This is a genomic window from Paenibacillus algorifonticola (genome assembly GCF_050481745.1).
Lineage (GTDB): Bacteria > Bacillota > Bacilli > Paenibacillales > Paenibacillaceae > Pristimantibacillus > Pristimantibacillus algorifonticola_A.
Window position 1 is genome coordinate 1 of sequence record NZ_JBCNGR010000063.1, and the last position, 25,024, is coordinate 25,024.

The window sequence follows — 25,024 nt, forward strand, 5'->3', positions numbered from 1 at the left end:
TAGAAGTATGGACAGATTCGCAGTCCAATTTTCATCATCTGTGGTGCGGCGCTTGCGCAGCATGTGCGGCTAACGGACAGGTCAGTAGTGATTATAGTAAAATAGGTTGAGGCAGCAAGTTCAGTTTTCCATGAAGTACCACCCGACAAAGGAGTTAACCATGACAAAACAACGTAAGATTATTTTCACCATAACCATACTCTATACCGTTTTAATTTTTTATTTTATGTTTCTCGCTTTCGGTAGAACAGGTGCCGCAGGGCAAACCGCTGACTACACCTTTATCTTTTTACCTGACAGTTTCTTCAAGTTGCCAACTATATCTGATCTTCTACATCCTATCCTCATGGATTTTGTAGAGATTGGGAACATCATAGCCTTTATCCCTTTTGGAATATTAATTCCATTATTATATCGGATCACTTTTGTTCGATTCATTACGTTGTTCTTTTTGTCGATTATTGTACTGGAAACCGTACAGGCACTTTCGTTTCTCGGCAGCTTCGATGTTAACGACGCCATTCAAAACTCATTAGGTGCAGCAGTCGGTTTTGGGGCGTATAAGCTTGGTTTTCGTTCAAAAAATGGTTGGAGCAATATTATAATAACGGCCATTTCCTCTGTGGTTCTTTTAGTAGGGGTATGGGGATTGTGTGGGATTGTGGATAAAGCGTTAACTAAAGAAGAAGGGCCCTTTGTAGCGATAAACGAATTGATGAACAGCTCTGGAAACTTATCAACCGGAACAAAACCGAATAGCTTTAAATTAAGCGATCAAGACGTAAACCCCCGCTATAATATGTATGAGGTCGAAAGTGGAAATTTAAAAACGTTCACTTATACGAATAAAGAGGAGATTATTTTCTCCTTAAATTATGGGATACCTGAACAGATGGATTATTCTGGCAGAATTCGTGTTTTCGTCGATGGACGCGAGGTATTGACCAGCACTGGAGAGGATCAACGCATTTATCCGGAACTGTTCCCGGCGATGTTTGAGATTCCTATCGAGGCGGAGAGTGAGCTCACGATAACCATTGAGGGGAACGAAAAAATATGGGATGTTGGGTATAGGAAGATGATATATTTTTGGAACTGAGTCCATAGATATGATTCAATTAACGGGAAACGTATTTCAATAACAGCGGCAGAACAAGACTTTATTTATCAATACCAGTCTTGTGTCTGCTAACACTGCGTCAAACAAGGTGAAACGGCTGACGCCGTCCTTAGGCGGCGCAGTGCGTTTCAGTCCGAGAAATAGAGAGACAGGATGAAAACATCTTATCCTTTCCTCTATTTCAAGGTGAAACGGCTGACGCCGTCCTTAGGCGGCGCAGCTCGTTTCAGTCCGAGAAATAGAGAGACAGGATGAAAACATCTTATCCTTTCCTCTATTTCAAGGTGAAACGGCTATCTCAATGCTTCAAATCGCCCCATATGCCATCATTTTCTGCTTGGATCGCTAAATACTTTTCCTCCAGCACCTGAGCCGGCAGCGGTCGACAATAATAGTAGCCTTGAATTTCCTTGCAGTCATGACTGGTTAGAAAATCGAGCTGCTCCTTCGTTTCAATACCTTCCGCGATTACTTCCAACTTTAAATGCTTGGCCATGGAAATAATCGTGGCGACAATCGCTTGATCACTCTCATCCGTTGTAATATCTATGATGAAGGAACGGTCTATTTTAAGCTTATATATTGGATAATGCTTTAAGTAGCTGAGCGAGCTATAGCCCGTTCCGAAATCATCGAGGCTGATTTTAACACCACAGCTATTCAATTCATTTAATATCCCAATGGAATGCGAGGCGTCCATCATCATGCTCTCGGTAATTTCCAGCACTAGAAAGCTTGGATCAAGCCCCGTTTCTTCTAAAATCACATGAATTTGCTGAACCAGATTTGGCTGAAGAAACTGTCTTGCCGATAAATTGACGGATACCGATGCAAAAAAAACGCCCTCATCATGCCACTTCTTCATTTGCCTGCAAGCCTCGCGCATCGTCCACTCACCAATGCTGTAAATCAAGTCGCTTTCTTCAGCCACCGGTATAAATACACCAGGCGAAATAATTCCTTTTATTGGATGCTCCCACCTGATCAGCGCTTCGACGCCAATCATCTTATTGTCAATGGAGCTAATTTGCGGCTGATAGTACAATCTAAATTCTTCGCGCTCCATCGCCTTGCGCAGCTCGCTCTCCAGTTCCAGCCTGAGCTGCAGCTGCTCATTAAATTCATACGAATAAAACTGATATCCGTTTTTACCGTTGCGCTTCACTTCATACATCGCCGTATCGGCATTTTTGAGCAGTTGTACCGTATCCTGTCCATTGTCTGGGTAGACGGCAATTCCAATGCTGACCGTCGTATAAAAATCGCTATCCTTCAGTCGGTAGGGCTGCTGAATAGCAGCGGTAATCCTTCCTGCGAGCAGCCCTAGCTGCTGCTCATCCTGAAAGCGATTAATTAATAACGTAAATTCATCTCCTCCCATTCGGGCTACTAAGGTTTCACTGTCTCTTACACAAGATTGAATGCGACAGCCCATCTCCTTCAGGAACACATCCCCGTAGGCATGTCCAAGTGAATCGTTAATATTTTTGAAACGGTCAAGGTCAAGTACCATAACGGCAAAACGGGAAGCCTGCTTGCTCCCATCGCTAAGACTTGCACTGCTTCGCTCAATCATTTTCGACAGCTGTTGGTTGAAATGGCTGCGGTTCGGCAAACCGCTTAAAGAATCATGAAAAGCTTGGTGAATCATTTCACGCTCTGCTTTTTTACGGGCGCTATTATCGCGGATGACTGTCAAGATCGCTGGACGGCCGTTATGGTCAATCATTTTACTCATCGTCTCAACATCAAAAACCTCATTACGAAAGCTGATAAGCTGAATTTCTTTTATAGTGGAACGCTGCTTCGTCTTATACATCATTTTTATGCGCTCAGCTACATTGTCCCAATCGCTCGGATGAATAAACCGAAAAATATCCTGGCCAAGCAGCTGTTCACTGCTCCCGCCAATCGTTTGCTCAGCCATATAGTTGATGAAAACGATTTTCGAGTCCTGATGAATGACAATCGGATCTAAGTATATGTCCAGCAGCTCGTTGTAACGCGCCCTAATAGCCTCGCTTTCCTTCTGCTGCCTAATCGTTTCCGAACGATCCCGAATGAGAAGATGGCTGCCTAAGCTGCTGCTGCTGGCATCATAAGGGAGCTTGTACAGCTCCCAACTAATAACTCCTCCATCCGAATCGTCAAAATATAAAAAATGACGCTTGGAGCAGGTGTCATCTGGCCGGCTCAAAAACTGCTCAAGCCTTGTCCCCTCCTCCTTCGTTATTCGTTTCAGCTCTGACAATCTGGCTCCCGGAAGCAAATCGCGGATAGCCCCCCGCTGATATTGTTTAGCAGCCTCATTCATATGGAGAATGACGCTATTCTCTCCAATTGTAATAATCGGCTCAGGAAACTGCTTGTACATATTCGGCAAAGATTTCTTCCAATAGTCCACCTTATCACCTCCGCTGTCTGTTGAATCAGGAATGAAATGCTGTTTTCTCTTGGCGACCAGGTATAAAAAATTCCTCTTCTACATCAATAGCGGACAAAGGACGGCTGAAATAATAGCCTTGTATTTTCTCGCAGTCCTTGTCAGTTAAAATGTCCAGCTGGGCTTTCGTTTCAATGCCTTCGGCAATAACCTCCATATTTAAATGCTGGGCCATGGAAATAATGGTGGATACAATCGCCTTATCGTTGTCATTTTCCGTAATATCGCGAATAAAGGAACGATCGATTTTCACCTTGTGAATCGGGAACATCTTCAAATAGCTTAACGAGCTGTAGCCCGTTCCAAAATCATCGAGACTAATTCGCACGCCAAAATCATTGAGCTGGTTCAATATGGCTGTCGATACCGCGGCGTCCATCATCATGCTTTCGGTAATTTCCAGCTCCAGAAAATGCGGATCAAGCCCCGTCTCCCGTAAAATATCCTTCACGTATTCGGCCAAATAAGGCTGATGGAATTGCTGTGAGGACAAATTGACCGAGACAGGAATGAGCGGCCCGCCCGCTAAATGCCATTTGCGCATTTGGCGACAGGCTTCCCGGAGTACCCAGGTCCCCAGCTCGTAAATAATGCCCGTCTCCTCCGCAATCGGAATAAAAATGCCTGGCGACAGCACGCCTTTCGTTGGATGGTTCCAGCGGACGAGTGCCTCGACCCCAATCATGCACTCATCCTCGGCCCTAATCTGGGGCTGGTAATACAGCTCAAGCTCACCCAGCTCCACCGCTTTTCTCAAGTCGCCTTCCAGCTCGATTTTATTGCGCAGCTTGTCGTTGAGTTCGGCCGAATAATACTGAAAACCATTTTTTCCTCTTTTCTTCACTTCATACATCGCCGTATCCGCATTTTTTAGCAATTGGCTCGTATCTGTCCCATGCTGCGGGTATAAGGCGATACCGATGCTGGCCGATACATAAAAGTCGCTTTCCTTGAGACGATAGGGAAGCTGGATCGCATGAATAATTTTCTCGGCAATTTCCGTCACAATGCCTGAATCAGAATGAGGCACCAGCAGGGTGAATTCATCACCGCCCATTCGGGCAAGCAGCACATTATAACCTTCTACACTGCTGCTGATTCGGTTGCCCATTTCTTGAAGAAACAGGTCGCCATAGGAATGGCCGAGCGAGTCATTAATCATTTTGAATCGATCGATATCAAGCACCATAACAGCGAAAATAGAATCGTCCTCGCTTGCTGCCTCGCTTGCCAGCTTAGGTCTCTCAATTTCTTCATCCAGTACTTGATTGAACATTCTGCGATTCGGCAGGCCCGTCAGTTCATCGTGAAAGGCTAGATACTTCACCCTTTCCGCGGCCTGCTTCTCCTCTGAAATATCTTTGGCGATGACATAAATACCTACAACAGCGCCGCCCACAATAACCGGAGCGCTTACAACGCTAATATCTACGCGCTCCTCCCCATTTCGCAAGATGGCAGAGGTATAACGCTGAGCTTCGCCCTGAAAAGCTTTTGTAAACATTGCTACTGTATGATCAAGCTGGTCTGGCGTAATATAGGGCAAAAGCAGATTTATAGGCTGATGGAGCAGCTGCTCGCTTTTCAAGCCTGTAATTTCCAATGCGACTGGATTAAAGCCAATAATCTGGCCTTGAATATTAACTGAAATAATGCCATCTAAATTGTTGTCGAACAATGACTTGTACCACTTCTCATGCTCGTCGAGCTGCGTTTCCTTGCTTTCCAGCCGTTTGGAGATAAACAGAACGACCAGCGACATCATGCACGTGATCAGCGTTCCAGCTATAATGACGTAAGCAAGCAGCTTACTCGCCAGCACCATTTCAAAAAAGATGGCCGTCTTGATTTCCGAGCTGAACGTTGCCGCCATCATTCCTGTGTAATGCATACCCGCGATGGCCGCCCCCATAATCATGCCCGCGCTTAGCTTCTTCCAAAGCATGACCTGCTTGCTGGTCTTGCGAAAATAAAACACGAGCCATAAAGCAGCAACGGATGCAGCAAACGCAATAAAAATAGAAAGTGAAAACAGCAGCCGATCATAATGAATCTGAATCAGCATAGCCTCCATGCCTACATAATGCATAACCGACACGCCGGTAGCCAGCAGCAAGCCTCCCGCCAGCAGCCTGCCGGTTTTCAATTCATCCCTTCCAATGACATACAGCGCAACGAATGCGGCCACAATGACAGCGAGAAGAGACAGCAGAACAACGATCAGGTCATAGGCTACTACGATTGGCAGGGAGAAGGCCATCATCCCAACAAAATGCATCGACCAAATGCCCATTCCCAAAATAACGGCGCCAATCGCAATGCCCAGCCAGCGCTTGCGGCCCCCGGAAATGCCGACCTTCTCGGCCAGATCCAGAGCTGCAAACGACGCTAGTGCTGCAATAATGTACGAGAAAATAATCAGTGAGCTATCATAGGTGCCATGGAGATGCCCCATTTCTTTCCCTCTTTTCAGTTGGTAAATATTTGAATTTTCAGTAAATTTAGTTCATTATGATGAACGATTAATAATCGTTCGCATAGACGGAGCAGCTTTGCAACGGCCTTTCGCTTATTGCGCTGACAAACGCTGGCTATGCTTGTATTGCCATTGATCATACCATTGCTGTACCGAGTTCAGCGGTTCGGCATCAAACTCCTGCCTTAGCATCTTCAGCAGCAGTTCGTATTGCCGCTGTACAGCAAACCGCTCATTCATTCGGTCATACAAACGCATCAGATCAAAATAAATCTGCTCCTCGGAGGGCAGCTGTTTTTGAATGAGCAAATATTGCTGGGCTGCCTTTTCCTCATTGCCAATGGAATCATAATGCTGGGCAATGTGCTGGGCATGGCGCAGCCATACGGTGCGAAGCCGCCGACGCTCCCTTTCGGCCCATTCATACGAATATTCCAGCAAGTAGTCGCCAGGATACAATTCCAGCATCTGCTGATGCTGTTCCAATGTTTCATCTGTTAACGGAGGGATTCTCTTGATTTTCCGTTCCCACTCCTCCGTATCCAGTAGTACGCCATTCAAATCCAGCGTGTAACCTTCATCACGGTTGACGATTCGGATACCGACATCCTCTTCACGCATGATTCGCCGAATTTGATAAATCGCTGTATACAGCTGGGAGGTGCCTCTGCGCCATTCGATTTCCGGCCACAGCTGATCCAGCAAATCTTGCTTGCGAATCAGCTTTCCGCGATGCTCCAGCAAATAGGCGAAAAGCTCCTGCGCCTTCAAGGTTTTCCATTTGAGCGTAGCGCTTTCATCGCCCTTCGGCCCAATACGCAGCGATCTAAAGCAGTGAATCATTTTAGCTGGTCCAGAAGCCGGCAGCACAACAGGAGGAGCAATCCGGGCCCGCTTTAATAGCCGTTCTACCGTCATGCATAACCGCTTATGGCTGAATGGCTTCATTATATAATCATGAGCGCTAAGCTCGAATGCTTTCACCGCATATTTCTCTTGCTCAGTTAGGAAAATAAGCATAACTTCCGGAAATTGCTGCATCACTTGCTCCGCAAGCTGCATCCCGCCATGCTCCTGCATATCGATATCTAAAAATAAAGCGATCGGAGGATCGGCTAAAATATGTTGAAGTGCCAGCTCGGGATTGGAAAAGCTTCCCACAACATCGATGCCTCCAATTTTGCCTAACTCCTCTTCCAGGAGCTTTAGCGTTAGAGGCTCGTTATCTACCAATATAGTCTTCATGTTTTTGTCACCTTCTTAACTGGTAGTTTAAGCCGCAAGTCCTATACTTATATAACGGTTTACTAAGCCTTATTATCAATACCAAATAAAAATATGCCGTAAAAAAAAACGCTGAATCACCTTTATTTGGTGGATTCAGCGTTTTTCACGCCAATAGCTGGCTTCTATGCATGCATTTCTCCATAAAATGAGCAATTAACTCGCTTTCGTATCTTTGCCTCGCTTGCAATCGCCGGCGTTGCAGCCTTGGAACATACCGGTAAAATCCAATCGGTGGTCGGTAACCGTGAAGCCGAATTCGCGCTGTACGCGCTGCTCCAGCTCAAGCAGCCAATCCTCCTGAATTTCCTTCAGCACGCCGCACTGAGCGCAGATCAGATGATGATGCATATGTTCTTGACTGGCGTCACGCAAGTCGAAGCGGGCGACACCATCGCCAAAGTTCATTTTTTCTACAATATGCAGCTCGGTCAGCAGCTCAAGCGTCCGATAAACGGTCGCCAGCCCGATTTCCGGGTATGACTTCTTGACCAGCATATATACGTCCTCTGCACTGAGATGATCCTGCTCGTTCTCCAGCAGTACTCTTAAAGTCATCGCGCGCTGATGCGTCAGCTTGTAGCCCTTCGCTTTCAGCTGCTGGTTAACTTTATCCATTTGAATATCCAGTTCGCTCATCGCTCATGAGCCTCCTTTGCATCGTCCTGCGGCTTGCCATTTCTCAATTTGTAATCATTATCATCTTAATTTTATTATAGATATGTCAAAAAAGCAAGCATACTAGCTTTGAACAGCCAAAACACTGCCATGCCGGCTTCCAAAAGGAATGCTGAGCAGCCAATAAGTCGTTGCAGCAGGCATCGGTTTCTTTAGCACAGCTACTGTTTGAATCACGGCTATCGCTGTATAATATAAATCACCAGCCAAGCTTGTCCACAACGGTACGAGCTATTTTCTCCAGCTTCACTTCCATTCAGAATATATACAAATCCAATTTTAGCACAATTCCGATCATAACAATAGAAGCGACTTTTCATAGCTATAACGCTATTAAATTTTCCTCTTTCATCATTCTAGGTATTACATATAGTTACTTTTATAGGAAGTTAAAAAGACTTTCAGATGATAGAACGAATTCACTTTATACGACGTTTTCCTTTGACATACTTCAGCGAAACGAAAGGAAGTCATTACGATGAAAGCCCTACTCCCGGCGTACAAAAAGCGTAAAATCAGCTTGGCAACTGTACTTAGCGGTCTCGTTTTTTTATGCGTCTTGGTTACGATTATCCTCGTGCTGCTTTCGACCTTCCAATCCAGCAAGCTTTTAATGGAACGCACGGCCTTATCCACCAATTTCTCCAAAGCGAGCAAAATGAGCGATACGCTTGACGCACTAACCAAAACGATACGGCTAAGCTTGAAATACAGTGTGCATATCGAACAGGAGGGCATGTGGGACGATCCTGATAAAGTCCAGCGAATGAATGAGGATTTAAATTTAATGAAGCATAGCAGCAATTTTTTTAATTCTATCGTAGTCGTGGATAAACACGGAATTATCAGAGGGGCTACGGAGGAAATAAGCAGCTTAATCAATGAGCCAATCACGTCAGCTTCCTTGAAACAAGCGCTGGCATCAAGGCGATCGAGCATATCGGACCCCTTTTTCGATGAACGGACAGGGAATTTATTCATTATGGTAAGCGAGCCGTTGTATGACAAAAACCAGCAATACGAGGGTTTTATTGGCGGCAGCATTTATTTGAAGAAAAATAATATTATAAATACGATTTTCGAGAAAAATACGAATGATTTTTTGGAGTCTTACTTTTATATTGTAGATCAGCAGGGCAACCTGCTCTTTCACCCTGATCCCATGCTCATTGGCAAAAACATAAGCAAAAATATGGTTGTGAAAAAGCTCATGGCTGGGCAAAGCGGCAGCGAAAGGATTACCAGCTTGAACGGCAGTGAGCTGCTCGTCGGGTATGCCAGCGTCAAGGAAAATGGCTGGGGCATCGTGGCAGCCACTCCTATGCAAAGCATCAAGGATCAGCTCGTTTACCATTTCAAAAATGCTGCCATCACAATTGCCATACCGCTGCTGCTGCTTATATTCACGGTCATTATATTGGCGCGGCGCATTGCCAATCCATTTCTAAAGCTTTCGCAGTTCGTCAGCCAGCTCGGGGATGCAGGCGAGCTTAGCTCCTGGCGTAAAAACCACTGGATTCGAGAAACAGACCTGCTTATTAAATCAACAATCAATGTAGGAACGCTTATTCAGGCTCAGCATCATCAATTAACGAAAGATGCGGAAACGGACCCGCTAACAGGGCTCATGAATAGGCGAACCTTAATCAAATTTTTGACGTTGTGGATGGAAGAGAAGCTGCCCTTCTCCATTATTATTATCGATATTGACCGTTTCAAGCGGGTCAATGATAAATTTGGACATCAAGCAGGCGATGCGGTGCTCAGACAGCTGGCGCAAACGGTCATTCATGCCATTCGGCCTGAGGATATCGGCTACCGCTATGGCGGGGAGGAGCTTGTTATTTTGCTTCAGCAGACGGCGCTGCCGGAAGCTTATTTAGTCGCCGAACAGCTGCGGATTGCTGTCGAGGAAGGGGTAGATCCGGTCGTTGGGCGCGTAACGATTTCACAGGGGGTTGCCCAGTATCCGCTGCATGGCACGAGCCCCGAGGAGCTGCTCCAGAAAGCGGACCAAGCGCTGTATCAAGCAAAAAATGCGGGCCGCAACCAGACGATTGCCGCTGCCGCAGAAGTTTAGAGGCGCTAGTTGCGACAAAACAAGTCGCAGCTGGCGCCTCAGCTTGCCTACATAAGGAAAGAAAATGGCTGATGCCGGGTTTATTTTTCAATTTAAGCTACAGCACCGCTGCTTTGCCGCCGTCAATATTGACGGAAGTTCCCGTGACGAAGGAAGCCGCTTCCGAGACGAGAAAAGCGATGACATTCGCGGCTTCCTCCGGATTGCCGATCCGTCTAAGCGGAATATCATGTTGCGGGCTCGCTGCAAACTCCTCCCACGATAGATCGGGAGCCGTTCGTTTCCACATGCGTTCAATTTGATCGCTGCGAATGAGGCCGATGCAGACAGCATTCACACGAATGCCATCGCCCGCCAAATCCTTGCTCATCGCTTTCGTTAGCGCAAGGCCAGCCGCACGGCTTACCGAAGTAGGCAGCGAGGAGCCTGCTGGCGTCTTGCCGCCGATAGCTGTCACATTTACGATGGCGCCGCCTCCTGCCTCGCGGAGATAAGGAAGCACCGCTCGCGCGAAATGAATGGCCGCATACAGTTTAAGGTCAAGATCGGCTGCCCACGCATCAGGCTCTACCTTATCGAACGGAAGCGCGGCCGACGTTCCAGCATTGTTTACGAGAATATCGACACCGCCTAGCTGCTGGACCACCTCGGCAACTGCGCGCTGTACGTCAGCCTCGACCGATACATCGGCGGAGATAATCAACGGCTTTTTGCCTGTCGCTTGCTCAATCCGTTCTGCTGCTTCTTGCAGCGGTCCCTCCTGTCTGGCTACTATCGCTACTTCCGCTCCCTCAGTTGCCAGCCGCAGCGCGGTGGCAAGCCCAATCCCTTTGCTTCCTCCAGTTACGATGGCGCGCTTTCCATGAATGCCCAAATCCATCTTAATTCCTCCTGTCCACGAAGTTATCAAACTCAATTCTTATTACCGCTCCCCATTCAGTCTAAACCTGCTGTCTCTTATTTTCCAGTATACTATACGCTGGACTGTATAAAAAAAACATGCCGGGTCTATTAAGCCCCGACATGTTTCATATATGAATTATAATCCTGCGCTATATCCAGGCACCGCGTAGGCGGAAGGCGCTACACCAACCTCCTGCTTGAAGCGGCGGCTGAAATAATACGGATCCTCGTAGCCGACCTGACGAGCGATGCTGCGCACCGTCGCATTCGTCTCCTTCAATAGACCTTTAGCCCGGTCAATGCGAATGGCGATTAAATAATCGATCGGGCTGATGCCCATATGCTTCTTGAAGGCGCGGGAGTAATGCTCCGGCGTAATGCCAACCATGCTGGCGAGCATGTCCCGTGTAATGGGTTTGTGATAATGGCGTTTCATATATTCAACCGTCTGCCCAAGCTTGCTTCTTCCTCCTGCAACAGATTCGGTGTTATGCCTAAAGTGTATATCCTCTTCTTGAAAGCCCATCCGTATCGAGTTTCTCATATGCTTTATCATTTCCCACCTTCCTGGCCTATTGGCACTGCCGAATGATCGCTCATTCATATATAATGATTATCATTATCAATTATAATTCAAGCCTGCTTTTTTTTCAACACCCCTCCATCATAATTCATCACTTCTGAAAATATTTGTTTCCTTACATAGGAAAGGAACGTGCTGGAAACGCTAGTGGCACAGACTGTTCTATCCTCTGGAAGCGAGGTACTGTCATGCACAGAATCAAACGCAGCAATTGGAAGCACAAAACACTTAAGGCTGATTGGCAGCAGTCGGACAAGCACCAGTCCGACGAGAAGCAGCCGCTCTCACAGCGATTGGATGAAAATGTAACGGAGCTGCAGCGTGTATATGCGGACTGCGCTGACCTATCCTTCCATTCCTTGCGGATCGGCGAGCTCGCTGACGCCATGCTCATTTTTCATATCAGCATGTGCGATGATGAGCAGCTGAATTTGTTCATTTTGCGTCCGCTTGCGAGCGATGCCGGCAGCTTGACTGCTGCGACCCCTGCACAGCTGCTAAACCTTCTGCCCATCGCTGCTGCTAATACAGTGCGCACGCTGGAGGACGCTATCTCTGTCATTAGCAATGGCATGCCGCTGCTCTTCATCGATGGTAGCGAGGAGGCGCTGTCGTTTGGCTTGCAAAAAATTGAGCATCGCAGCATTGAGGAGCCTTCAGCGGAATCTACCGTTCGCGGCCCCCGCGAATCATTTAATGAAGTGCTGTCCATCAACCTGTCACTGCTGCGCCGCAAAATGAAAAGCCCGAAAATGAAGCTGCTCACGATGACGATCGGCGAGTATACACGAACCGATATTGCTATTCTTTACTTGGAGGGAGCCGCAAATCCCGCCACTGTCGATGAAGCGTTGAAGCGGCTTGCCGCTATTGATACCGATGGCATATTGGAAAGCGAATATATCGAGGAATGGATTGCCGATTCGCCTTATTCGCCGTTTCCACAAATGATTGCGACCGAAAGGCCGGACGTCGTCTGCGCAAATTTGTTGGAAGGACGCTTCGCTATATTAATTGATGGGACGCCTTTTGCCCTCGTCGCTCCCGTGACCTTATTTTCCATGCTGCAGTCTGTCGAGGACTACTATCAGCATTTTATTATGAGCACCTTTGTACGCTGGCTGCGTTATGTTTTTTTTCTGCTGTCCCTGCTTCTTCCATCAGCTTATGTGGCGATTACAACCTACCATCAGGAAATGATACCGACGGTGCTGCTGCTCAGTATCGCCAAGGCAAGGGAGGAAATCCCTTTTCCGGCGCTAGTTGAAGCGCTGATTATGGAAATCGCCTTCGAAGCGCTGCGCGAGGCTGGGGTCAGGCTTCCGCGACAGGTCGGCGCTGCCGTCAGCATCGTGGGCGCGCTCATCATCGGACAAGCTGCCACCTCAGCAGGCATCGTCTCTGCACCAATGGTTATTGTCGTGGCCACAACCGGTATCGCATCGTTTATGATACCGCGTTATGCAGCCGGCATTTCTTCCCGTTTGCTCCGATTTCCAATCATGCTGCTGGCAGGAACGCTGGGACTGATCGGCATGATGCTTGGACTGATTTTAATCGTCATCCATTTATCAAGTTTGCGTTCATTCGGCGTTCCCTACTTGTCACCTGTTACGCCAGCTTCAATGGGGACCATTCGCGATATCATCTGGCGTGCTCCTGCCTGGATGAACGAAGCCCGAAAAGAACGGCATTCCGGGCGCAGCAGCCCAAGCGGGAACAAAAAATAGCCTGCAGTGGCCAAAACTTGCCCGAAATTATACCGGAGGAGGCTAAAGCTCCATGCTTGAAACTGGAAAAATATCATCGTCCCAGATGGCTATTCTGCTCTATCCGTCCATTCTCGCCACATCCATTTTGTCTGTTCCCAGCATTACGATGACCCATGCCCAACAGGATATGTGGATCTCTCCGATTTGGGCGGGCCTGTTTGGCATGCTGACCGTATGGGTGGCGGTCAGGCTCAATCGGCTGAAGCCAGACAGCACGCTAATTCGAACGAGCTTCAGTCTGCTTGGGGCCATTCCGGGATTTCTGGTTGGCTTGTTTTATATGTTTTATTGGCCTCATTTAACGGGCATCATTATTCGCCAATATGGCGAGTTTATTATTAGCAATGCGCTGCCGATGACGCCGCAGTTCATTGTAACTAGCTCGATGGTGCTTGTCTGCGCAATCAATGCCCGCCTCGGCATTGAGGTTATTGGGAGAAGCGCGCAGATTTTCACGGCCGTTTTTATTTTTCTCGCAGCCTTTCTGTTTATATTGCTGATTGGCCAGCTCCATCCTTCTGAGCTGCTGCCGATTGCCGAAAATGGCATTGGCCCTTCTATTAAAGGTGCCCTGGCGCCGGCTGCCTGGTTCAGCGAATATATTTTGATAGCGTTTCTCCTTCCCTACGTCAATGATCGCGAGAATGCAATGCGAAAAAGTATGTTATCGGTACTGTTCGTCACCATCACGATGGTGGTTACCAATCTGGTGTGCTTATTCCTAATGGGCGATTTGACCTCCAGCTTTATTTATCCGGTGATGATTGCCGCCCGTTACATAACCATTGCCGACTTTATGCAGCATTTGGAATCGCTCGTAATCGCTATTTGGATATCCGGTATTTTCATAAAAATATCTGTCTTTCTGTACGTCTATTCGATTACGGTTGCCGACTGGCTTAAATTGAAGAACTATCGCTCCGTTGTTATGCCGCTTGCCTTTCTATGCACCGTTCTAGCTTACTGGTCAGCCAGAAGCCAAGCGGATATCGCCAATTTGATCAGCGTATCGGGCAATACATATACGATTGCCAGCCTGTTCATCCTGCCCTTGCTGCTGCTGCTGGTTAGTCTCATTAAAAACAAGCTGACCCGCAAAAAGAAGGCCGCCTCATGAAAAGCAGCAAATTGCACAACCTGCGGCGCAAAATCGCACTCCTGCTTCTGGCGGCATGCAGCGCGGCGTTTTTGCAAGGGTGCTGGGACCGCGTGGAAATTAATGACTTGGCAATGGTGCTTGCAACCGGCATTGACCGAACCAAAGACGGTAAAGTCCATCTTTCGATTCAAATTTTCATTCCACGCCAAAGCGGCAGCAGCGCGACCGGAGGGAGCGGTGGCAGTGAAGGGTCTCCGAGCGGGGTTACGATGGTGCAAACCGCAGAAGGGCTCAATATTGCAGACGCAATGACCCGGCTGCAGCGCAAAATTTCCCGCCACGTTTTCTGGGGACATTGCGAGGCCATTGTCATAGGAGAAAAGACGGCAAAGCTCGGCATTCGCGAGTACATGGACTTTCTGCTGCGCTACTCCCAATTCCGCGAACATGCCTATGTTTATATTAGCGAGACTAAAGCACAGGATATCCTCTCCCTGCTGCCTCCTCTTGAGCGAAGCTCGGCGGAAGCTTTGCGTGAAATGGGCAACATGAAGCTGGGTACCAAAATGACCGTGCTTGATTTAGCTCAAGAACTGGAAGGTCTGGGAAAATCGGCTGTTCTATCCCGGTTGAAAATTGCTCCATCAGAGCCTGGACAAAACAAGAAAGCTACGATGCCCTTTATATTTGGACTGGCCTTGATTAAAGATGACCGGGAAATTCGCGTCGTAACCGAGCCGATGAGCCTTGGCGTGCTTATGCTGCTTAATCAACTGGACAATATCGTTTTGACGGTTAACCCGGACAAAACCAACAAGCAAGCAGCTGTCACTATCAAACCGCAATTCATTCGTACGGAGTTCGTTCCCGGATTTGCTGACGGGAACTGGACGATGAAGGTCAACATTAAAACGAAGGGCGATGTCATCCTGAATACAACTGATCTGTCGCTACTTCCACCGCCGAATGTAGAAAAAATTCAGGGTTTGTTTGAAGAGCAGTTTAAGCAGCGAGCGGAAGCCGCACTGCAATTAACCCAGCAAAAGATGAAAACCGATTTTTTCGGCTATGCGAATGCGTACCGCAATCATTTTCCACACAAATGGAAAGCCAAAAGGGCCCAGTGGGAAAGCGACCTGCCAAAAATAAAAACGACAATCCATGTAGAGGCTCGTATATTGCGCACAGGAAAATCCGGTGATCCACAAGGGATACCGGGCCAATCCAATAAATAAATGCAACAAAACATACAGGAGGGCTCTCGATGAAGGTGCTGTTTATTACAGGTATACTGCTCGTCTCCGTCATTATTATATATGGAGAAACTCGCGGGCAGGATAACGGGCGCCGGGAAATGACTACGGCAATCGCCATAACAGCATTAACGGCAGCTTTGGCGATTTTGCTCGTTTTTTTCCCCGACATGCCTGGCCCCACCGAGCTTATTGCCTTCCTGTTCAGCAGCATGGGCATGAAATAACCCCTCCTGCTTGCTGCTCAAGCTGTAATTCGTTAATTGACGCTGCGAATGTCGCCAATTACGTCCGTGCTGATTTTTAAATAATCAAACGTTGCGACGCTGCCTTCACCAATCGGTGATTGGGCTACGACGCCGACTTTGATCGTTGCGGGAACGTCCATCCCAAAATAACGAACCATTTTCCATTTGACGCCATCATGCGAATAATGGAATGCAAAGCAATTGCCTGCCCGGGCAATACGCAAAAAAGGACGAACGATTTGGGCATCGCTGGAAATGCAATCATCGGAGGCTCCACGCGTTACAACGCTGAGAATGGACGGCATATCGTCGAAAAACTCCGAGCAAAGCTTGGCCCAGTGATCTTCGCCTGCCATAATCATCAAGCAGCCGGAATCGTACGTCTGTTTCATATCAACCGCAACACGGGTAACGGCATAGAAATCGCCTTCAACTAATGTGTAAAGGAATGGAGCGGAGTTTTTCGTATTGCCTCCTGCCGGATCGATGAAAAAATCGCCCATCGGCGGCGCTTGTACGACCAACTGCTTGTGCTCATTCACTTCCCAGCTCTTCGGCTCATTCATCCAGGACAGCTCCTTGCCTAAGCTTTGCCTGCTGCATCTTTCAAATACATTCATCATGTTCGCCCCTTCTTTATGCGCCGAAACGCTTCTCATAACATATGCTTAGTTCATAATCGACATATTCGCCAAATTTCCCGATAAATACGTAGCCATGCTTTTCATAAAACTTCAACGACTCGGGCTGCTCGGGCCCCGTCTCCAACCGGATGCCAGCAAAGCCGTGCAGCTGCGCCTCATTCTCCAAAAAGGAAAGCATGGCGGCGGCAATGCCGAGCTTCCGGCTTTCTTTGCGCACGAAAAAGCGTTTCAGCTCCGTATATTGGGCATCCAGCGGCCGAATGGCACCGCACCCGATCGGCTCGTCCCCGGAAAAAGCGACAATAAATACAGTGTCTTTGATGCCCGGATCGGTAAAATCCAGCCCGTGCACCTCCTCCGCTGGATATCGCTCCAGCAGCTCCTCGTCTAGTAATTGAATCAGATGGTGCAACCTTTCATCCAGTGGCTCTACTATACGAATGCTGATATCTTTCATCTGTTATGCCTCCATAGCTGCTTCTAGCAAGTTAGTAAATGAATGGGATATTTGTCATATCGCTATCGTACCTGTTTGCTCTCCGCTTCGCAATCCATTATTGCGTCAGCTGCTTTACCATTCGAATGTAGCGATGCCCTGCCAACTCCAGCTCCCCATCCCCGACATAGCCCATCCGAAAATAGAGCGCCGTCGCCTTCTCGTTATCATCCAGCGCAATGAGCGATAGGCGCGGCCAGCCCGCATCCTTCGCCTTATTCTCCAGCGCGCTGATCAAAGCCCGCGCTATCCCCTTTCCTTGATAGGCGGGATTTACCGCCACGGAATCCAAATAATATTCCCCGGACCTTGCCTCCGTCATAATTTGATAGCCGGCATGAGCTGGCTCCTGACGGATGCGCGAAAGCAGCGGAGCATCAAGCTTCGCAGCAGCATCACCGCCGTAACCGAGCGCCATGCCCGCGATGGCCTCCCCCTCCCAGGCGACAAGCACATGCTCGTAGCTGATCCTGTTTCCTTTTTCCACATAAAAATCCGCTAATATATTCATAGCCTCCTGCTCGTCTTTAGCGCCCGTCAGCATACAGGCGATATCGCCAATTGCTGCATGCAGAAGCGGCATAATTTGCTGTACATCTTCTTTTCTCGCTGGCACAATCATCTAGCTCATCTCCTATTGTTATTCTTTAATTAGTTTATCCTAATCCATTAAGCCATGCTATAATCAAGCACAGGTGATTATACATATGGAACAAACACGTACAAAATATTATCCCAAACCTTACGGCGTAACAACAAACATAATGCCGCGAGCAAAACAGGCGGCAGCTGATACGAGCAAGCAGCTTGTCGGACGCGGTGAAAGCGATGCCGTTTTTTTTCGCTCGCTGGAGCAGCACGGCATCCAGCTGAATGAGGCGCAGATTGCTGCCGTCCGTCACACTGAGGGGCCGCTGCTCACGCTGGCTGGAGCCGGATCCGGCAAAACCTCCGTTCTCGTATGCCGAACGGCTTATTTGCTGTCTGTCCGCAGCGTGATGGCCTCTCAGCTGCTGCTCATGACATTTTCCAAAAAAGCGGCAGAGGAAATGAAGTCCCGCATTGCCACGCTGCCTGGCATTTCTGAAAGTGCTGCAGCTGCGGTAGAAGCCAGAACGTTCCATTCGTTCTGCTTGCAGCTGCTGCGCAGGCGGGGCATGCGGCAGGCGATATTAGGCGACAGCGGCCGGAAGCAAATTTTTTTCAAACGGCTGCTGCGCGAACGAAATTTGCATGAGACGTACCAGCCGGAGACGCTCATTACGTTATTTTCGGCCTACAAGCTGGAAATGCTGGAGCTTCATGAGCTGCCAGCCAAAACGGAAGAGGACAAGCAGCTGAAAATTCTTTTTGAATGTTATGAGCAGTGGAAGTCGGAGCAGCAGCTGATCGACTATGATGATATGCTGCTTGCTGCTTATCGGCTGCTCACGACCGATCATAACTTGCTCGAAATGCTCCAGCGCCGCTTCCGCTACGTCATGATCGATGAGTTTCAGGATACGAATAAGGTACAATACGAGCTGATCAAGCTGCTAGTCCAGCAGCATGGCAATTTGATGGTCGTTGGCGATGATGATCAGACGATTTATTCGTTTAATGGGGCACGCAACGATTATATTTTAAATTTTGAGCAGCAATATCCGACCAGCAAAAATGTCGTGCTCGACATTAACTATCGCTCCGGGGCTGCCATCGTCGGGCTGGGCAATGCGATTATCAGCAGCAACAAGCAGCGCCGTCCCAAATCGCTCAAAGTAGCCAAGACGCAAAGCCTCTCCCCAACATTTGCAAGGCCCGGCAATACCGACGATGAAGCGCAGCTGATTGTCAATAAAATCACGGAAGCGCAGAGCCAAGGAAAACGCAGCTATCAGGATTTCGCGATTCTGTTTCGTACGGCGAGCAGCAGCCGCGCCATCTTCGACCAGCTGGTCATCCGCCAAATTCCGTTTATTGATTACGGCGGGGGCGAGTCCTTTTACGAGCAGTGGGTCGTGAAGCCAATCATTGCCCATTTGCGACTGGCGATCGATCGACGTCATTTTGATGCCATGCAGGGCATATTGGCAACGCTTTATGTCAAGCCGGAGCAGGCGATGGCATTCATCTGGAACGAAGAGAAGCAGCAAGCCAAAAAATGGCCGCTGATTCACCTCGTCCGCTTCCCTGGCATTAAGGAATTTCATCAGGAAAAAATCAAAGAGCGGCTGCGGCTCATTCGCTCCTTGCCTAAGCTAAAGCCCGAGCAGGCGATCCGCCTGCTGCGCGACGGCTTTTATGACAATTACATTCAAGCTGATAAAAGCCAGACACTGACCGAGCATAAGGACGCTTTGAAAGAAACGCTCGACGAGCTGGAAACCGCCGCCAAACGTTTTGCGACGATCACCGAGTTTTTGGCATTCGTGGACGAGATCGCACTGAAGCTGCAGGAGATGCGGCAGCTCAAGCTGGCGAGCCGCGGCGCTGACGCCGTTCATTTTATGACGATCCACAAATCAAAGGGGCTGGAATTTCCCGTCGTGTTCGTCAGCGGAGCATCCGATGGCATTTTGCCGCACAGCTCCGCGCTGTCCGCGAGCAAAAATAGTGATCGGAGCGCCATCCAGACAGGGGATGACGTCGCTGAGGCTGCGCTGGAGGAAGAGAGGCGACTCGCTTATGTCGCCGTCACGCGGGCCAAGGAAGAGCTGTACATCAGCTCGCCTGGCTATTATCGCGGCAAACCGGCACCCGTATCTTCTTTTTTGCTCAACGCTTTTAAATAAATACCTTAAATAAATACTTTTAATAAATATATGTCTATAAGTGGGGTGGCTACCGAATGAACGATCAGCTTAGAACCTTTTTACAATTAGGTGACTCCGTTATTATTACGGATGATCAGCATCAAATATTAGAAGTTAATACGAGCTATGAGGCGATAACCGGCTACAACCGCAGAGAAATTTTAGGTAAAACGGCCGGAATTGTTCGCACCAGCCTTACCCCCGTGCATATTTATGAAAGCATGAAGGAAGCGTTAAAGGCAAAGCGGCCATGGTCTGGCGTATTCATAAACCGCCGCAAGGATGGACAGCTCTGGCATTCCTCCATTACCATTACACCTTTATATATGGAGGAGAGCTGGTATTATATCGGCATTTTTCGTGAATTGGAGCAGCTCCCTAGCGGCTTCTATATGCCTCAGGAACGGATTGGGCATATTCAAAACTCGCTGCTCAAGGTGCTTGCCATTTCCTGCGAAATTCGCGATCCTGGCATTGAATCGCATCTTGTGCGGGTTAGGGATCTTACGGAGGAGCTTGTGCGTTATCATAATGAGCGGATGCAGCTAGGCTGGAACGAAGAACGGCTCAGCCGCATTGCCTCGGCGAGCATTTTGCATGATATCGGAAAATCGGGCATTCCCGAGGGGATTTTATATAAGCCCGGTCCGCTCGCTGACTATGAACGCACCATCATTGAGATGCACACGTTTATTGGCGTCGACATTATTGAGAAGATTTTCAGCGAGTTTAATGACGAGCTGTTTACTAGCGAGCTGACAGCGAGCAAGCATATTATTTTGTACCATCATGAACGGTGGGACGGCAAGGGCTACCCGCATAAGCTTGCGGGAGAAGCTATTCCCATTGAAGCGCGCATCGTAAGCATCGTTGATGTGTTCGACGCCCTTACCAGCAAACGCCCTTACAAGGAAAAATGGTCGGAGGAGCAAGCGCTCGCTTACATTAAAGAGATGCGCGGCACCCAGTTTGACCCAGACTTAGTCGATTCATTTATTCAGTTGTATGGGCAAGGTGAAACGGCTGTCGCCGTCCTTTAACGGCGTGGCGCGTTTCATTCCGAGAAATATAGAGAAAAGATGAAATCATCATATCCTTTCCTATATTTGAGCAAAAAGAGGGATTGGCGTATGTGCCAATCCCTCTTCTTCATGTGCAGTACGTTATAACCGTTGTGCGGCGGATAATGCTAGAAACCATTAACCGTGCAGCATGCTTCGCTTATTCCGCAGGAGGCGTGAACGTGCGCTGCGCAAATTCAGCATCCAGCATATAAAACGCGTTGCTGTCTTTATCAATGCGCTTCAGCTTCGAAATGATGCCATCGAACAAGGACTCCTCTTCTACCTGCTCATCGATGAACCATTTCAGGAAGTAGATCGTCGCATGCTCGCGCTCGCTGAGCGCAAGGTCAGCAAGGTTGTAGAACTTGCGAGTGTTCTGCTGTTCATGCGCGTAAGCACGCTCGAAAGCATCGAGCATCGACGCGTATTCATTTTTCGGCTCGTGCAGAGCAGACAAAGTAGCACGACGGTTGCGGTCGTTCAGGAATTTATATATTTTCATGCCATGGAAACGCTCTTCCTCAGCCTGGATAATAAAGAAATTCGCAAACCCGTCCAGACTTTCGCCAGAACAGTAGGCTGCCATTGCAAGATACACATGCGCCGAATAAAATTCAAAGTTCATTTGTTCATTTAACGCTTCAGCTAATTGATCATTCATCACTTATGCACCTCTTCTTTTTCGGAGTTGCCTCTATCTTAACACAAAAAAGGAGGGCGGCAAAAGCCGCCCTCCCTATATTTATCCAATTATTTTTTTTAGTTCCTTATAAAGCTTCTCGGCTGACGGAGCGCTGACCACCTTAGACTTCACCACGGCAAAACATTCATGCCTGCATGTTTTGCAATTTCCGAGACAATCGGACTTCTTCATCTTGATGTCGGGAAACTTATCCTTCATCGCCTTGTATACCGGCTTCGTCCCGTTTTTGAAATTTTTGGTGCAATATTTGATCTTCAATAGGTGTGTCACCCCGCTGCCGCAATGGCCATCTGATTACGGTTGGCACTTTTGTGTACACACGCAATCGTCTGCTCGATCCAAAAGGCTCCCTATTGAATGATAGTAATAATCATTACCGTTGTCAATAGCCGCGGGGCGGCGGCCAAGCTTATTTTTTCAATAACTCTACGCCTCGCTGCAGTTGGGTATCTTCCTTCTCCAGCTTTTCCTTAAGCAGCTCAACGATTTGATACGCCGTCTTGTCATTAAGCGAGCCGGTAACGTCCAGCTTCTCTGCCTTCTGAAAAGCGCGCATCGCCGCCTCCGTCTCATCATCGAACAGGCCATCTTTGCCGACGGGCGCATAGCCGAGCTCCTTCAGCATCGATTGCAGCGTCTTGACGTCTTCGCCGTAGCTGCCGTTTTTCAGCCCGCTGCCGACCGTAAGCGGACGCAAGCTTGCAAATGCAGGCAGGCTGACAACCTCATTTGGCATGACGCCAACCTTGTGAATCCACGTGCCAGCAGGCGTTTTCCACTGCGCCTCGGTCAAGCTGAGCACTGAGCCGTCTCTAAATTGCTCAAATGCTTGTACGACGCCTTTGCCATACGTTTTCTCGCCAACGACCGTTGCTCCCGCCGACTCCTTAAGCGCGGCGGTCAACACCTCGCTGGCGCTTGCCGACTGGCCGTTCACCAGCACAACGATAGGGATCGTCCACTCTTCTTTTTGCGTTGATTTATAAACAATCGGGTTGCTTTCTTCCTTATATACGACCTCTAGAATCACTTTCCCCTTCGGAATGAGCTTGCTGCCAATGGCAATCGTCGGCTGCAGCAGGCCGCCCGGATTGGAACGAAGATCCAGCAGCAGCTTCGTCATGCCCTGCTCCTTCATTTTCGCTACCGCTTCATCAAATTCCGTAGCTGTCTTCTGGGCAAAGCGGCTAATCGTAATATGACCAATACCATCCTCCAGCATCTCTGAGGTTACGGTGTAAACCGGAATCGCCTCACGCTTAAGCGTAATCTCGATAGGCTCCGTCTGGCCCGGGCGCTGCAGGGTCAGCGTCACCTCGGTACCCGACTTGCCGCGCATAAGCCCGATAAGATCCTGAAATTTAGCATCCTTTGATTCCTTGCCGTCAACCGCCACAATGATATCTCCAGACTTAACGCCTCCGCGCTCTGCTGGCGCACCCGGTGTGAGCCCAGAAATAATAAATTGGCCATCCTGCTCGCGCACCTCGGCCCCTATCCCGGAAAATTCACCTTCATATCCTTGCGTATAGGCATCGCCCTGCTCCTCGATTAAATAGCGGGAGTACGGGTCTTCCAGCGATGCTACCATTCCCTCAGAGGCTCCATTAATCAAATCCTCGCCATCTGCTCCATTTAAATATTTATCCATAATGGTATTGTAGGATACCGCAAAGTTCTGAAATGCCGGCTCTTTCAGCATCGGATAACGATGCCCCATCCAGAGCCATCCCACTGCGAACCCGGCAACCATAAATAAAATAGCCCCAACCAGGCCAATTAAAAGAACTCTGCGCCGTGCAGCAGCATGTGTAAAATACCTCAAACTCGTCATCTCCCCAGGTTCAACTCTCATCCGCTTTCTTTACTGTATCTTATTGAAGGGGGATGGAGCAAATTTTCACAAAAGAACCCGCCGCTTCTCTCGTGCCGAGGTGAGACAGGCTTTAATAACCGCAGTCCCGGCTATCGCATCCTCAGGACCAAACAGCGGCAGCGCCTCACCTGCGGCAATCTGAGCGATTCCAGTGATTTGCATTCCTCTTCCCCCGGGCCAAAAACGCTCGGCAATTCAATCCGCCCCTTCGTTCCGAGAATTTCCACGCGGTTGCGGTAAGCCGCCCACATGCCGCAGTCGAACACGAGCTTACATCATTTGCGATATAGCAATGCTCGCACCGCTTAAAATCCCCCATCTTAGCTTCATCCTTGCCCATCCTCTCCCAATCCATTCTTTAACAGTCCTTTCTATTATACAAGAAAAGCGGTAGATCGCTTGTACGAATGGCGATTTTTCGCTACAATCAACCTAGCTTATGTATACGATAAAGATGCCTGGAGAGGGGAACCTGTTGCCATTATGTATAAATTAATTGCAATTGATGTAGATGATACGCTGTTGAACGATGAACTCGTTGTGACTGAAGGAACGAAACGCGCCATGGAGGAAGCTATCGCGAAAGGCGTAACGGTGACGCTGGCTACCGGAAGAATGTACGCTTCCGCCAGACAAATTGCGGAGCAAATCCAGCTCAATGTGCCGATCATTACGTATCAGGGGTCGCTTGTAAAAACGCTGCTGGACGGCAAGGTGCTGTATGAGCGCAGCGTGCCTACCGATGCGGCCAAGGAGCTGTATGCTTTTACTGAAAAACATGGCCTGCATTTGCAGCTTTATGTCGATGACCAGCTGTTTGTGAAGGAAGCGAATGAGAAGGCCCTCATGTATTCGCGACTCTCCAAAATCCCTTATACGGTAGCACCAGATTTCGAGGAGCTGCTGGAGCAGCCGAATACGAAAATGCTGATTATCGATGAGCCGGACTATCTCGATGAAATTGCTGAGCAGCTTAAGACGCTTATCGGCGACCGCGTGCATATTACGAAATCCAAAGCTCATTATTTAGAGTTTATGCATAAAGAAGGAACAAAAGGACATGCGCTGCGTTTTATGGCTGAGCATCTTGGCTGCACGATGGATCAAACGATTGCAATCGGCGATGCGTGGAACGATCACGAGATGATCGAAGCGGCAGGACTTGGCGTAGCGATGGCTAATGCGATTCCGGCGCTGAAAGAGGTCGCTAATTATGTGACGCTTAGCAATAATGAAGAGGGCGTTCGTCACGTATTTGAAAAATTCGTTTTAAACTCGTAAGGGCATAGGTGAGGTGGGATTGTGCGCTGCGCGAAAAGGTGGGGGCTCCGATCGTCATTGCTGCTTAAGTTTCCTCGAATTAGCCGTAAACGGCTGAAACTCAAGCAGCAAAAACGAACACTTCGTTTCTCCACCCCCACCTTTTCACTCCGCTTCGACCCGCTCACCTGTACAACCTTAAAGCGTTTACCGATTTTTTGGGGGCAATAAAACAAACCTGTGATCTGGC

General features: G+C 48.5%; 22 protein-coding genes. 9 read left to right on the forward strand and 13 right to left on the reverse strand.

Annotation, left to right across the window (positions count from 1 at the left end; genetic code table 11):
- The first annotated feature begins 160 nt into the window (after positions 1–160).
- Positions 161–1,099 carry a VanZ family protein gene (locus tag ABEW34_RS31100; RefSeq protein ID WP_430165483.1) on the forward strand — a complete coding sequence of 313 codons (939 nt, stop codon included), beginning with the start codon at positions 161–163 and terminating at the stop codon, positions 1,097–1,099.
- Positions 1,100–1,418: 319 nt separating this feature from the next.
- Here the strand turns inward: ABEW34_RS31100 and ABEW34_RS31105 are convergent, their stop codons facing one another.
- The 4 genes from ABEW34_RS31105 to ABEW34_RS31120 form a co-directional block, all read right to left on the reverse strand.
- A complete protein-coding gene (locus ABEW34_RS31105) occupies positions 1,419–3,524 on the reverse strand; it encodes a putative bifunctional diguanylate cyclase/phosphodiesterase (RefSeq protein WP_430165486.1) in 2,106 nt (701 codons plus the stop codon).
- A gap of 25 nt (positions 3,525–3,549) precedes the next feature.
- Entirely contained in the window at positions 3,550–6,018 is a 2,469-nt protein-coding gene (locus tag ABEW34_RS31110) for an EAL domain-containing protein (RefSeq protein WP_430165489.1), read from the reverse strand.
- Positions 6,019–6,132: 114 nt separating this feature from the next.
- Positions 6,133–7,284, reverse strand: a complete 1,152-nt coding sequence (locus ABEW34_RS31115) for a response regulator (RefSeq protein ID WP_430165491.1) — start codon at positions 7,282–7,284, stop codon at positions 6,133–6,135.
- A gap of 195 nt (positions 7,285–7,479) precedes the next feature.
- Complete coding sequence (locus ABEW34_RS31120) at positions 7,480–7,962, reverse strand: Fur family transcriptional regulator (protein WP_430165494.1); 483 nt, start codon at positions 7,960–7,962, stop codon at positions 7,480–7,482.
- 517 nt (positions 7,963–8,479) lie between these two features.
- Here ABEW34_RS31120 and ABEW34_RS31125 point away from each other — a divergent pair.
- Complete coding sequence (locus ABEW34_RS31125) at positions 8,480–10,081, forward strand: sensor domain-containing diguanylate cyclase (RefSeq protein ID WP_430165497.1); 1,602 nt, start codon at positions 8,480–8,482, stop codon at positions 10,079–10,081.
- 97 nt (positions 10,082–10,178) lie between these two features.
- On the opposite strand, the gene ABEW34_RS31130 is transcribed toward ABEW34_RS31125, so the two are convergent.
- The gene (locus ABEW34_RS31130; protein WP_430165500.1) at positions 10,179–10,961 is read right to left on the reverse strand and encodes an SDR family NAD(P)-dependent oxidoreductase; all 783 of its coding nucleotides are present in this window, start codon (positions 10,959–10,961) and stop codon (positions 10,179–10,181) included.
- A gap of 159 nt (positions 10,962–11,120) precedes the next feature.
- On the reverse strand, positions 11,121–11,540 hold the full coding sequence (locus ABEW34_RS31135; RefSeq protein WP_430165503.1) for a helix-turn-helix domain-containing protein: 420 nt from the start codon (positions 11,538–11,540) through the stop codon (positions 11,121–11,123).
- Positions 11,541–11,755: 215 nt separating this feature from the next.
- On the opposite strand from ABEW34_RS31135, the gene ABEW34_RS31140 reads away from it, so the two are divergent.
- The 4 genes from ABEW34_RS31140 to ABEW34_RS31155 are packed head-to-tail and all read left to right on the forward strand — an operon-like array spanning position 11,756 to position 15,918.
- Positions 11,756–13,297, forward strand: a complete 1,542-nt coding sequence (locus ABEW34_RS31140) for a spore germination protein (protein ID WP_430165506.1) — start codon at positions 11,756–11,758, stop codon at positions 13,295–13,297.
- A 52-nt stretch (positions 13,298–13,349) separates the two neighbouring features.
- Positions 13,350–14,456, forward strand: coding sequence for a GerAB/ArcD/ProY family transporter (locus tag ABEW34_RS31145; protein ID WP_430165509.1), 1,107 nt, complete (start codon positions 13,350–13,352; stop codon positions 14,454–14,456).
- Positions 14,453–15,673 (forward strand): Ger(x)C family spore germination protein, encoded by a 1,221-nt coding sequence (locus ABEW34_RS31150; RefSeq protein ID WP_430165511.1) that lies wholly within the window; start codon positions 14,453–14,455, stop codon positions 15,671–15,673. The genes ABEW34_RS31145 and ABEW34_RS31150 overlap by 4 nt, the downstream gene beginning before the upstream one ends.
- A 29-nt stretch (positions 15,674–15,702) precedes the next feature.
- Positions 15,703–15,918: a hypothetical protein gene (locus ABEW34_RS31155; protein ID WP_430165514.1), complete on the forward strand. Its 216-nt coding sequence runs from the start codon at positions 15,703–15,705 to the stop codon at positions 15,916–15,918.
- Between the two features lie 32 nt (positions 15,919–15,950).
- Here ABEW34_RS31155 and ABEW34_RS31160 read toward each other — a convergent pair whose 3' ends face one another.
- The 3 genes from ABEW34_RS31160 to ABEW34_RS31170 all read right to left on the reverse strand — a co-directional run bounded on the left by ABEW34_RS31160 (position 15,951) and on the right by ABEW34_RS31170 (position 17,701).
- Positions 15,951–16,562 carry a DUF1349 domain-containing protein gene (locus ABEW34_RS31160; protein WP_430165517.1) on the reverse strand — a complete coding sequence of 204 codons (612 nt, stop codon included), beginning with the start codon at positions 16,560–16,562 and terminating at the stop codon, positions 15,951–15,953.
- A 13-nt stretch (positions 16,563–16,575) separates the two neighbouring features.
- Entirely contained in the window at positions 16,576–17,040 is a 465-nt protein-coding gene (locus ABEW34_RS31165) for a GNAT family N-acetyltransferase (protein WP_430165520.1), read from the reverse strand.
- Between the two features lie 97 nt (positions 17,041–17,137).
- Complete coding sequence (locus ABEW34_RS31170; protein WP_430165523.1) at positions 17,138–17,701, reverse strand: GNAT family N-acetyltransferase; 564 nt, start codon at positions 17,699–17,701, stop codon at positions 17,138–17,140.
- 85 nt (positions 17,702–17,786) lie between these two features.
- Between ABEW34_RS31170 and ABEW34_RS31175 the strand changes: the two genes are divergently transcribed.
- Positions 17,787–19,850 (forward strand): ATP-dependent helicase, encoded by a 2,064-nt coding sequence (locus ABEW34_RS31175; protein ID WP_430165526.1) that lies wholly within the window; start codon positions 17,787–17,789, stop codon positions 19,848–19,850.
- A 56-nt stretch (positions 19,851–19,906) separates the two neighbouring features.
- Positions 19,907–20,911, forward strand: coding sequence for an HD domain-containing phosphohydrolase (locus tag ABEW34_RS31180; RefSeq protein ID WP_430165529.1), 1,005 nt, complete (start codon positions 19,907–19,909; stop codon positions 20,909–20,911).
- A 181-nt stretch (positions 20,912–21,092) separates the two neighbouring features.
- On the opposite strand, the gene ABEW34_RS31185 is transcribed toward ABEW34_RS31180, so the two are convergent.
- The 4 genes from ABEW34_RS31185 to ABEW34_RS31200 all read right to left on the reverse strand — a co-directional run bounded on the left by ABEW34_RS31185 (position 21,093) and on the right by ABEW34_RS31200 (position 23,676).
- Entirely contained in the window at positions 21,093–21,596 is a 504-nt protein-coding gene (locus tag ABEW34_RS31185) for a ferritin (RefSeq protein WP_056041379.1), read from the reverse strand.
- An 81-nt stretch (positions 21,597–21,677) separates the two neighbouring features.
- Positions 21,678–21,908, reverse strand: coding sequence for a DUF1450 domain-containing protein (locus tag ABEW34_RS31190; RefSeq protein ID WP_430165533.1), 231 nt, complete (start codon positions 21,906–21,908; stop codon positions 21,678–21,680).
- A gap of 139 nt (positions 21,909–22,047) precedes the next feature.
- A complete protein-coding gene (locus ABEW34_RS31195) occupies positions 22,048–23,472 on the reverse strand; it encodes a S41 family peptidase (RefSeq protein WP_430165536.1) in 1,425 nt (474 codons plus the stop codon).
- Between the two features lie 66 nt (positions 23,473–23,538).
- Positions 23,539–23,676 (reverse strand): hypothetical protein, encoded by a 138-nt coding sequence (locus ABEW34_RS31200; protein WP_430165538.1) that lies wholly within the window; start codon positions 23,674–23,676, stop codon positions 23,539–23,541.
- Positions 23,677–23,997: 321 nt separating this feature from the next.
- Between ABEW34_RS31200 and ABEW34_RS31205 the strand changes: the two genes are divergently transcribed.
- A complete protein-coding gene (locus ABEW34_RS31205) occupies positions 23,998–24,795 on the forward strand; it encodes a Cof-type HAD-IIB family hydrolase (protein ID WP_430165541.1) in 798 nt (265 codons plus the stop codon).
- Positions 24,796–25,024 lie beyond the last annotated feature (229 nt).

What these genes read in the sequence shown, in the direction of transcription:
- ABEW34_RS31160 (WP_430165517.1), bottom strand. Translation starts at nt 16,562, where the DNA reads ATGATGAATGTATTTGAAAGATGCAGCAGGCAAAGCTTAGGCAAGGAG.
- ABEW34_RS31110 (WP_430165489.1), bottom strand. Translation starts at nt 6,018, where the DNA reads ATGGGGCATCTCCATGGCACCTATGATAGCTCACTGATTATTTTCTCG.
- ABEW34_RS31180 (WP_430165529.1), top strand. Translation starts at nt 19,907, where the DNA reads ATGAACGATCAGCTTAGAACCTTTTTACAATTAGGTGACTCCGTTATT.
- ABEW34_RS31155 (WP_430165514.1), top strand. Translation starts at nt 15,703, where the DNA reads ATGAAGGTGCTGTTTATTACAGGTATACTGCTCGTCTCCGTCATTATT.
- ABEW34_RS31140 (WP_430165506.1), top strand. Translation starts at nt 11,756, where the DNA reads ATGCACAGAATCAAACGCAGCAATTGGAAGCACAAAACACTTAAGGCT.
- ABEW34_RS31120 (WP_430165494.1), bottom strand. Translation starts at nt 7,962, where the DNA reads ATGAGCGAACTGGATATTCAAATGGATAAAGTTAACCAGCAGCTGAAA.
- ABEW34_RS31195 (WP_430165536.1), bottom strand. Translation starts at nt 23,472, where the DNA reads ATGACGAGTTTGAGGTATTTTACACATGCTGCTGCACGGCGCAGAGTT.
- ABEW34_RS31205 (WP_430165541.1), top strand. Translation starts at nt 23,998, where the DNA reads ATGTATAAATTAATTGCAATTGATGTAGATGATACGCTGTTGAACGAT.
- ABEW34_RS31125 (WP_430165497.1), top strand. Translation starts at nt 8,480, where the DNA reads ATGAAAGCCCTACTCCCGGCGTACAAAAAGCGTAAAATCAGCTTGGCA.
- ABEW34_RS31130 (WP_430165500.1), bottom strand. Translation starts at nt 10,961, where the DNA reads ATGGATTTGGGCATTCATGGAAAGCGCGCCATCGTAACTGGAGGAAGC.
- ABEW34_RS31200 (WP_430165538.1), bottom strand. Translation starts at nt 23,676, where the DNA reads ATGCAAATCACTGGAATCGCTCAGATTGCCGCAGGTGAGGCGCTGCCG.
- ABEW34_RS31150 (WP_430165511.1), top strand. Translation starts at nt 14,453, where the DNA reads ATGAAAAGCAGCAAATTGCACAACCTGCGGCGCAAAATCGCACTCCTG.
- ABEW34_RS31115 (WP_430165491.1), bottom strand. Translation starts at nt 7,284, where the DNA reads ATGAAGACTATATTGGTAGATAACGAGCCTCTAACGCTAAAGCTCCTG.
- ABEW34_RS31100 (WP_430165483.1), top strand. Translation starts at nt 161, where the DNA reads ATGACAAAACAACGTAAGATTATTTTCACCATAACCATACTCTATACC.
- ABEW34_RS31165 (WP_430165520.1), bottom strand. Translation starts at nt 17,040, where the DNA reads ATGAAAGATATCAGCATTCGTATAGTAGAGCCACTGGATGAAAGGTTG.
- ABEW34_RS31145 (WP_430165509.1), top strand. Translation starts at nt 13,350, where the DNA reads ATGCTTGAAACTGGAAAAATATCATCGTCCCAGATGGCTATTCTGCTC.
- ABEW34_RS31175 (WP_430165526.1), top strand. Translation starts at nt 17,787, where the DNA reads ATGGAACAAACACGTACAAAATATTATCCCAAACCTTACGGCGTAACA.
- ABEW34_RS31170 (WP_430165523.1), bottom strand. Translation starts at nt 17,701, where the DNA reads ATGATTGTGCCAGCGAGAAAAGAAGATGTACAGCAAATTATGCCGCTT.
- ABEW34_RS31135 (WP_430165503.1), bottom strand. Translation starts at nt 11,540, where the DNA reads ATGATAAAGCATATGAGAAACTCGATACGGATGGGCTTTCAAGAAGAG.
- ABEW34_RS31185 (WP_056041379.1), bottom strand. Translation starts at nt 21,596, where the DNA reads ATGAATGATCAATTAGCTGAAGCGTTAAATGAACAAATGAACTTTGAA.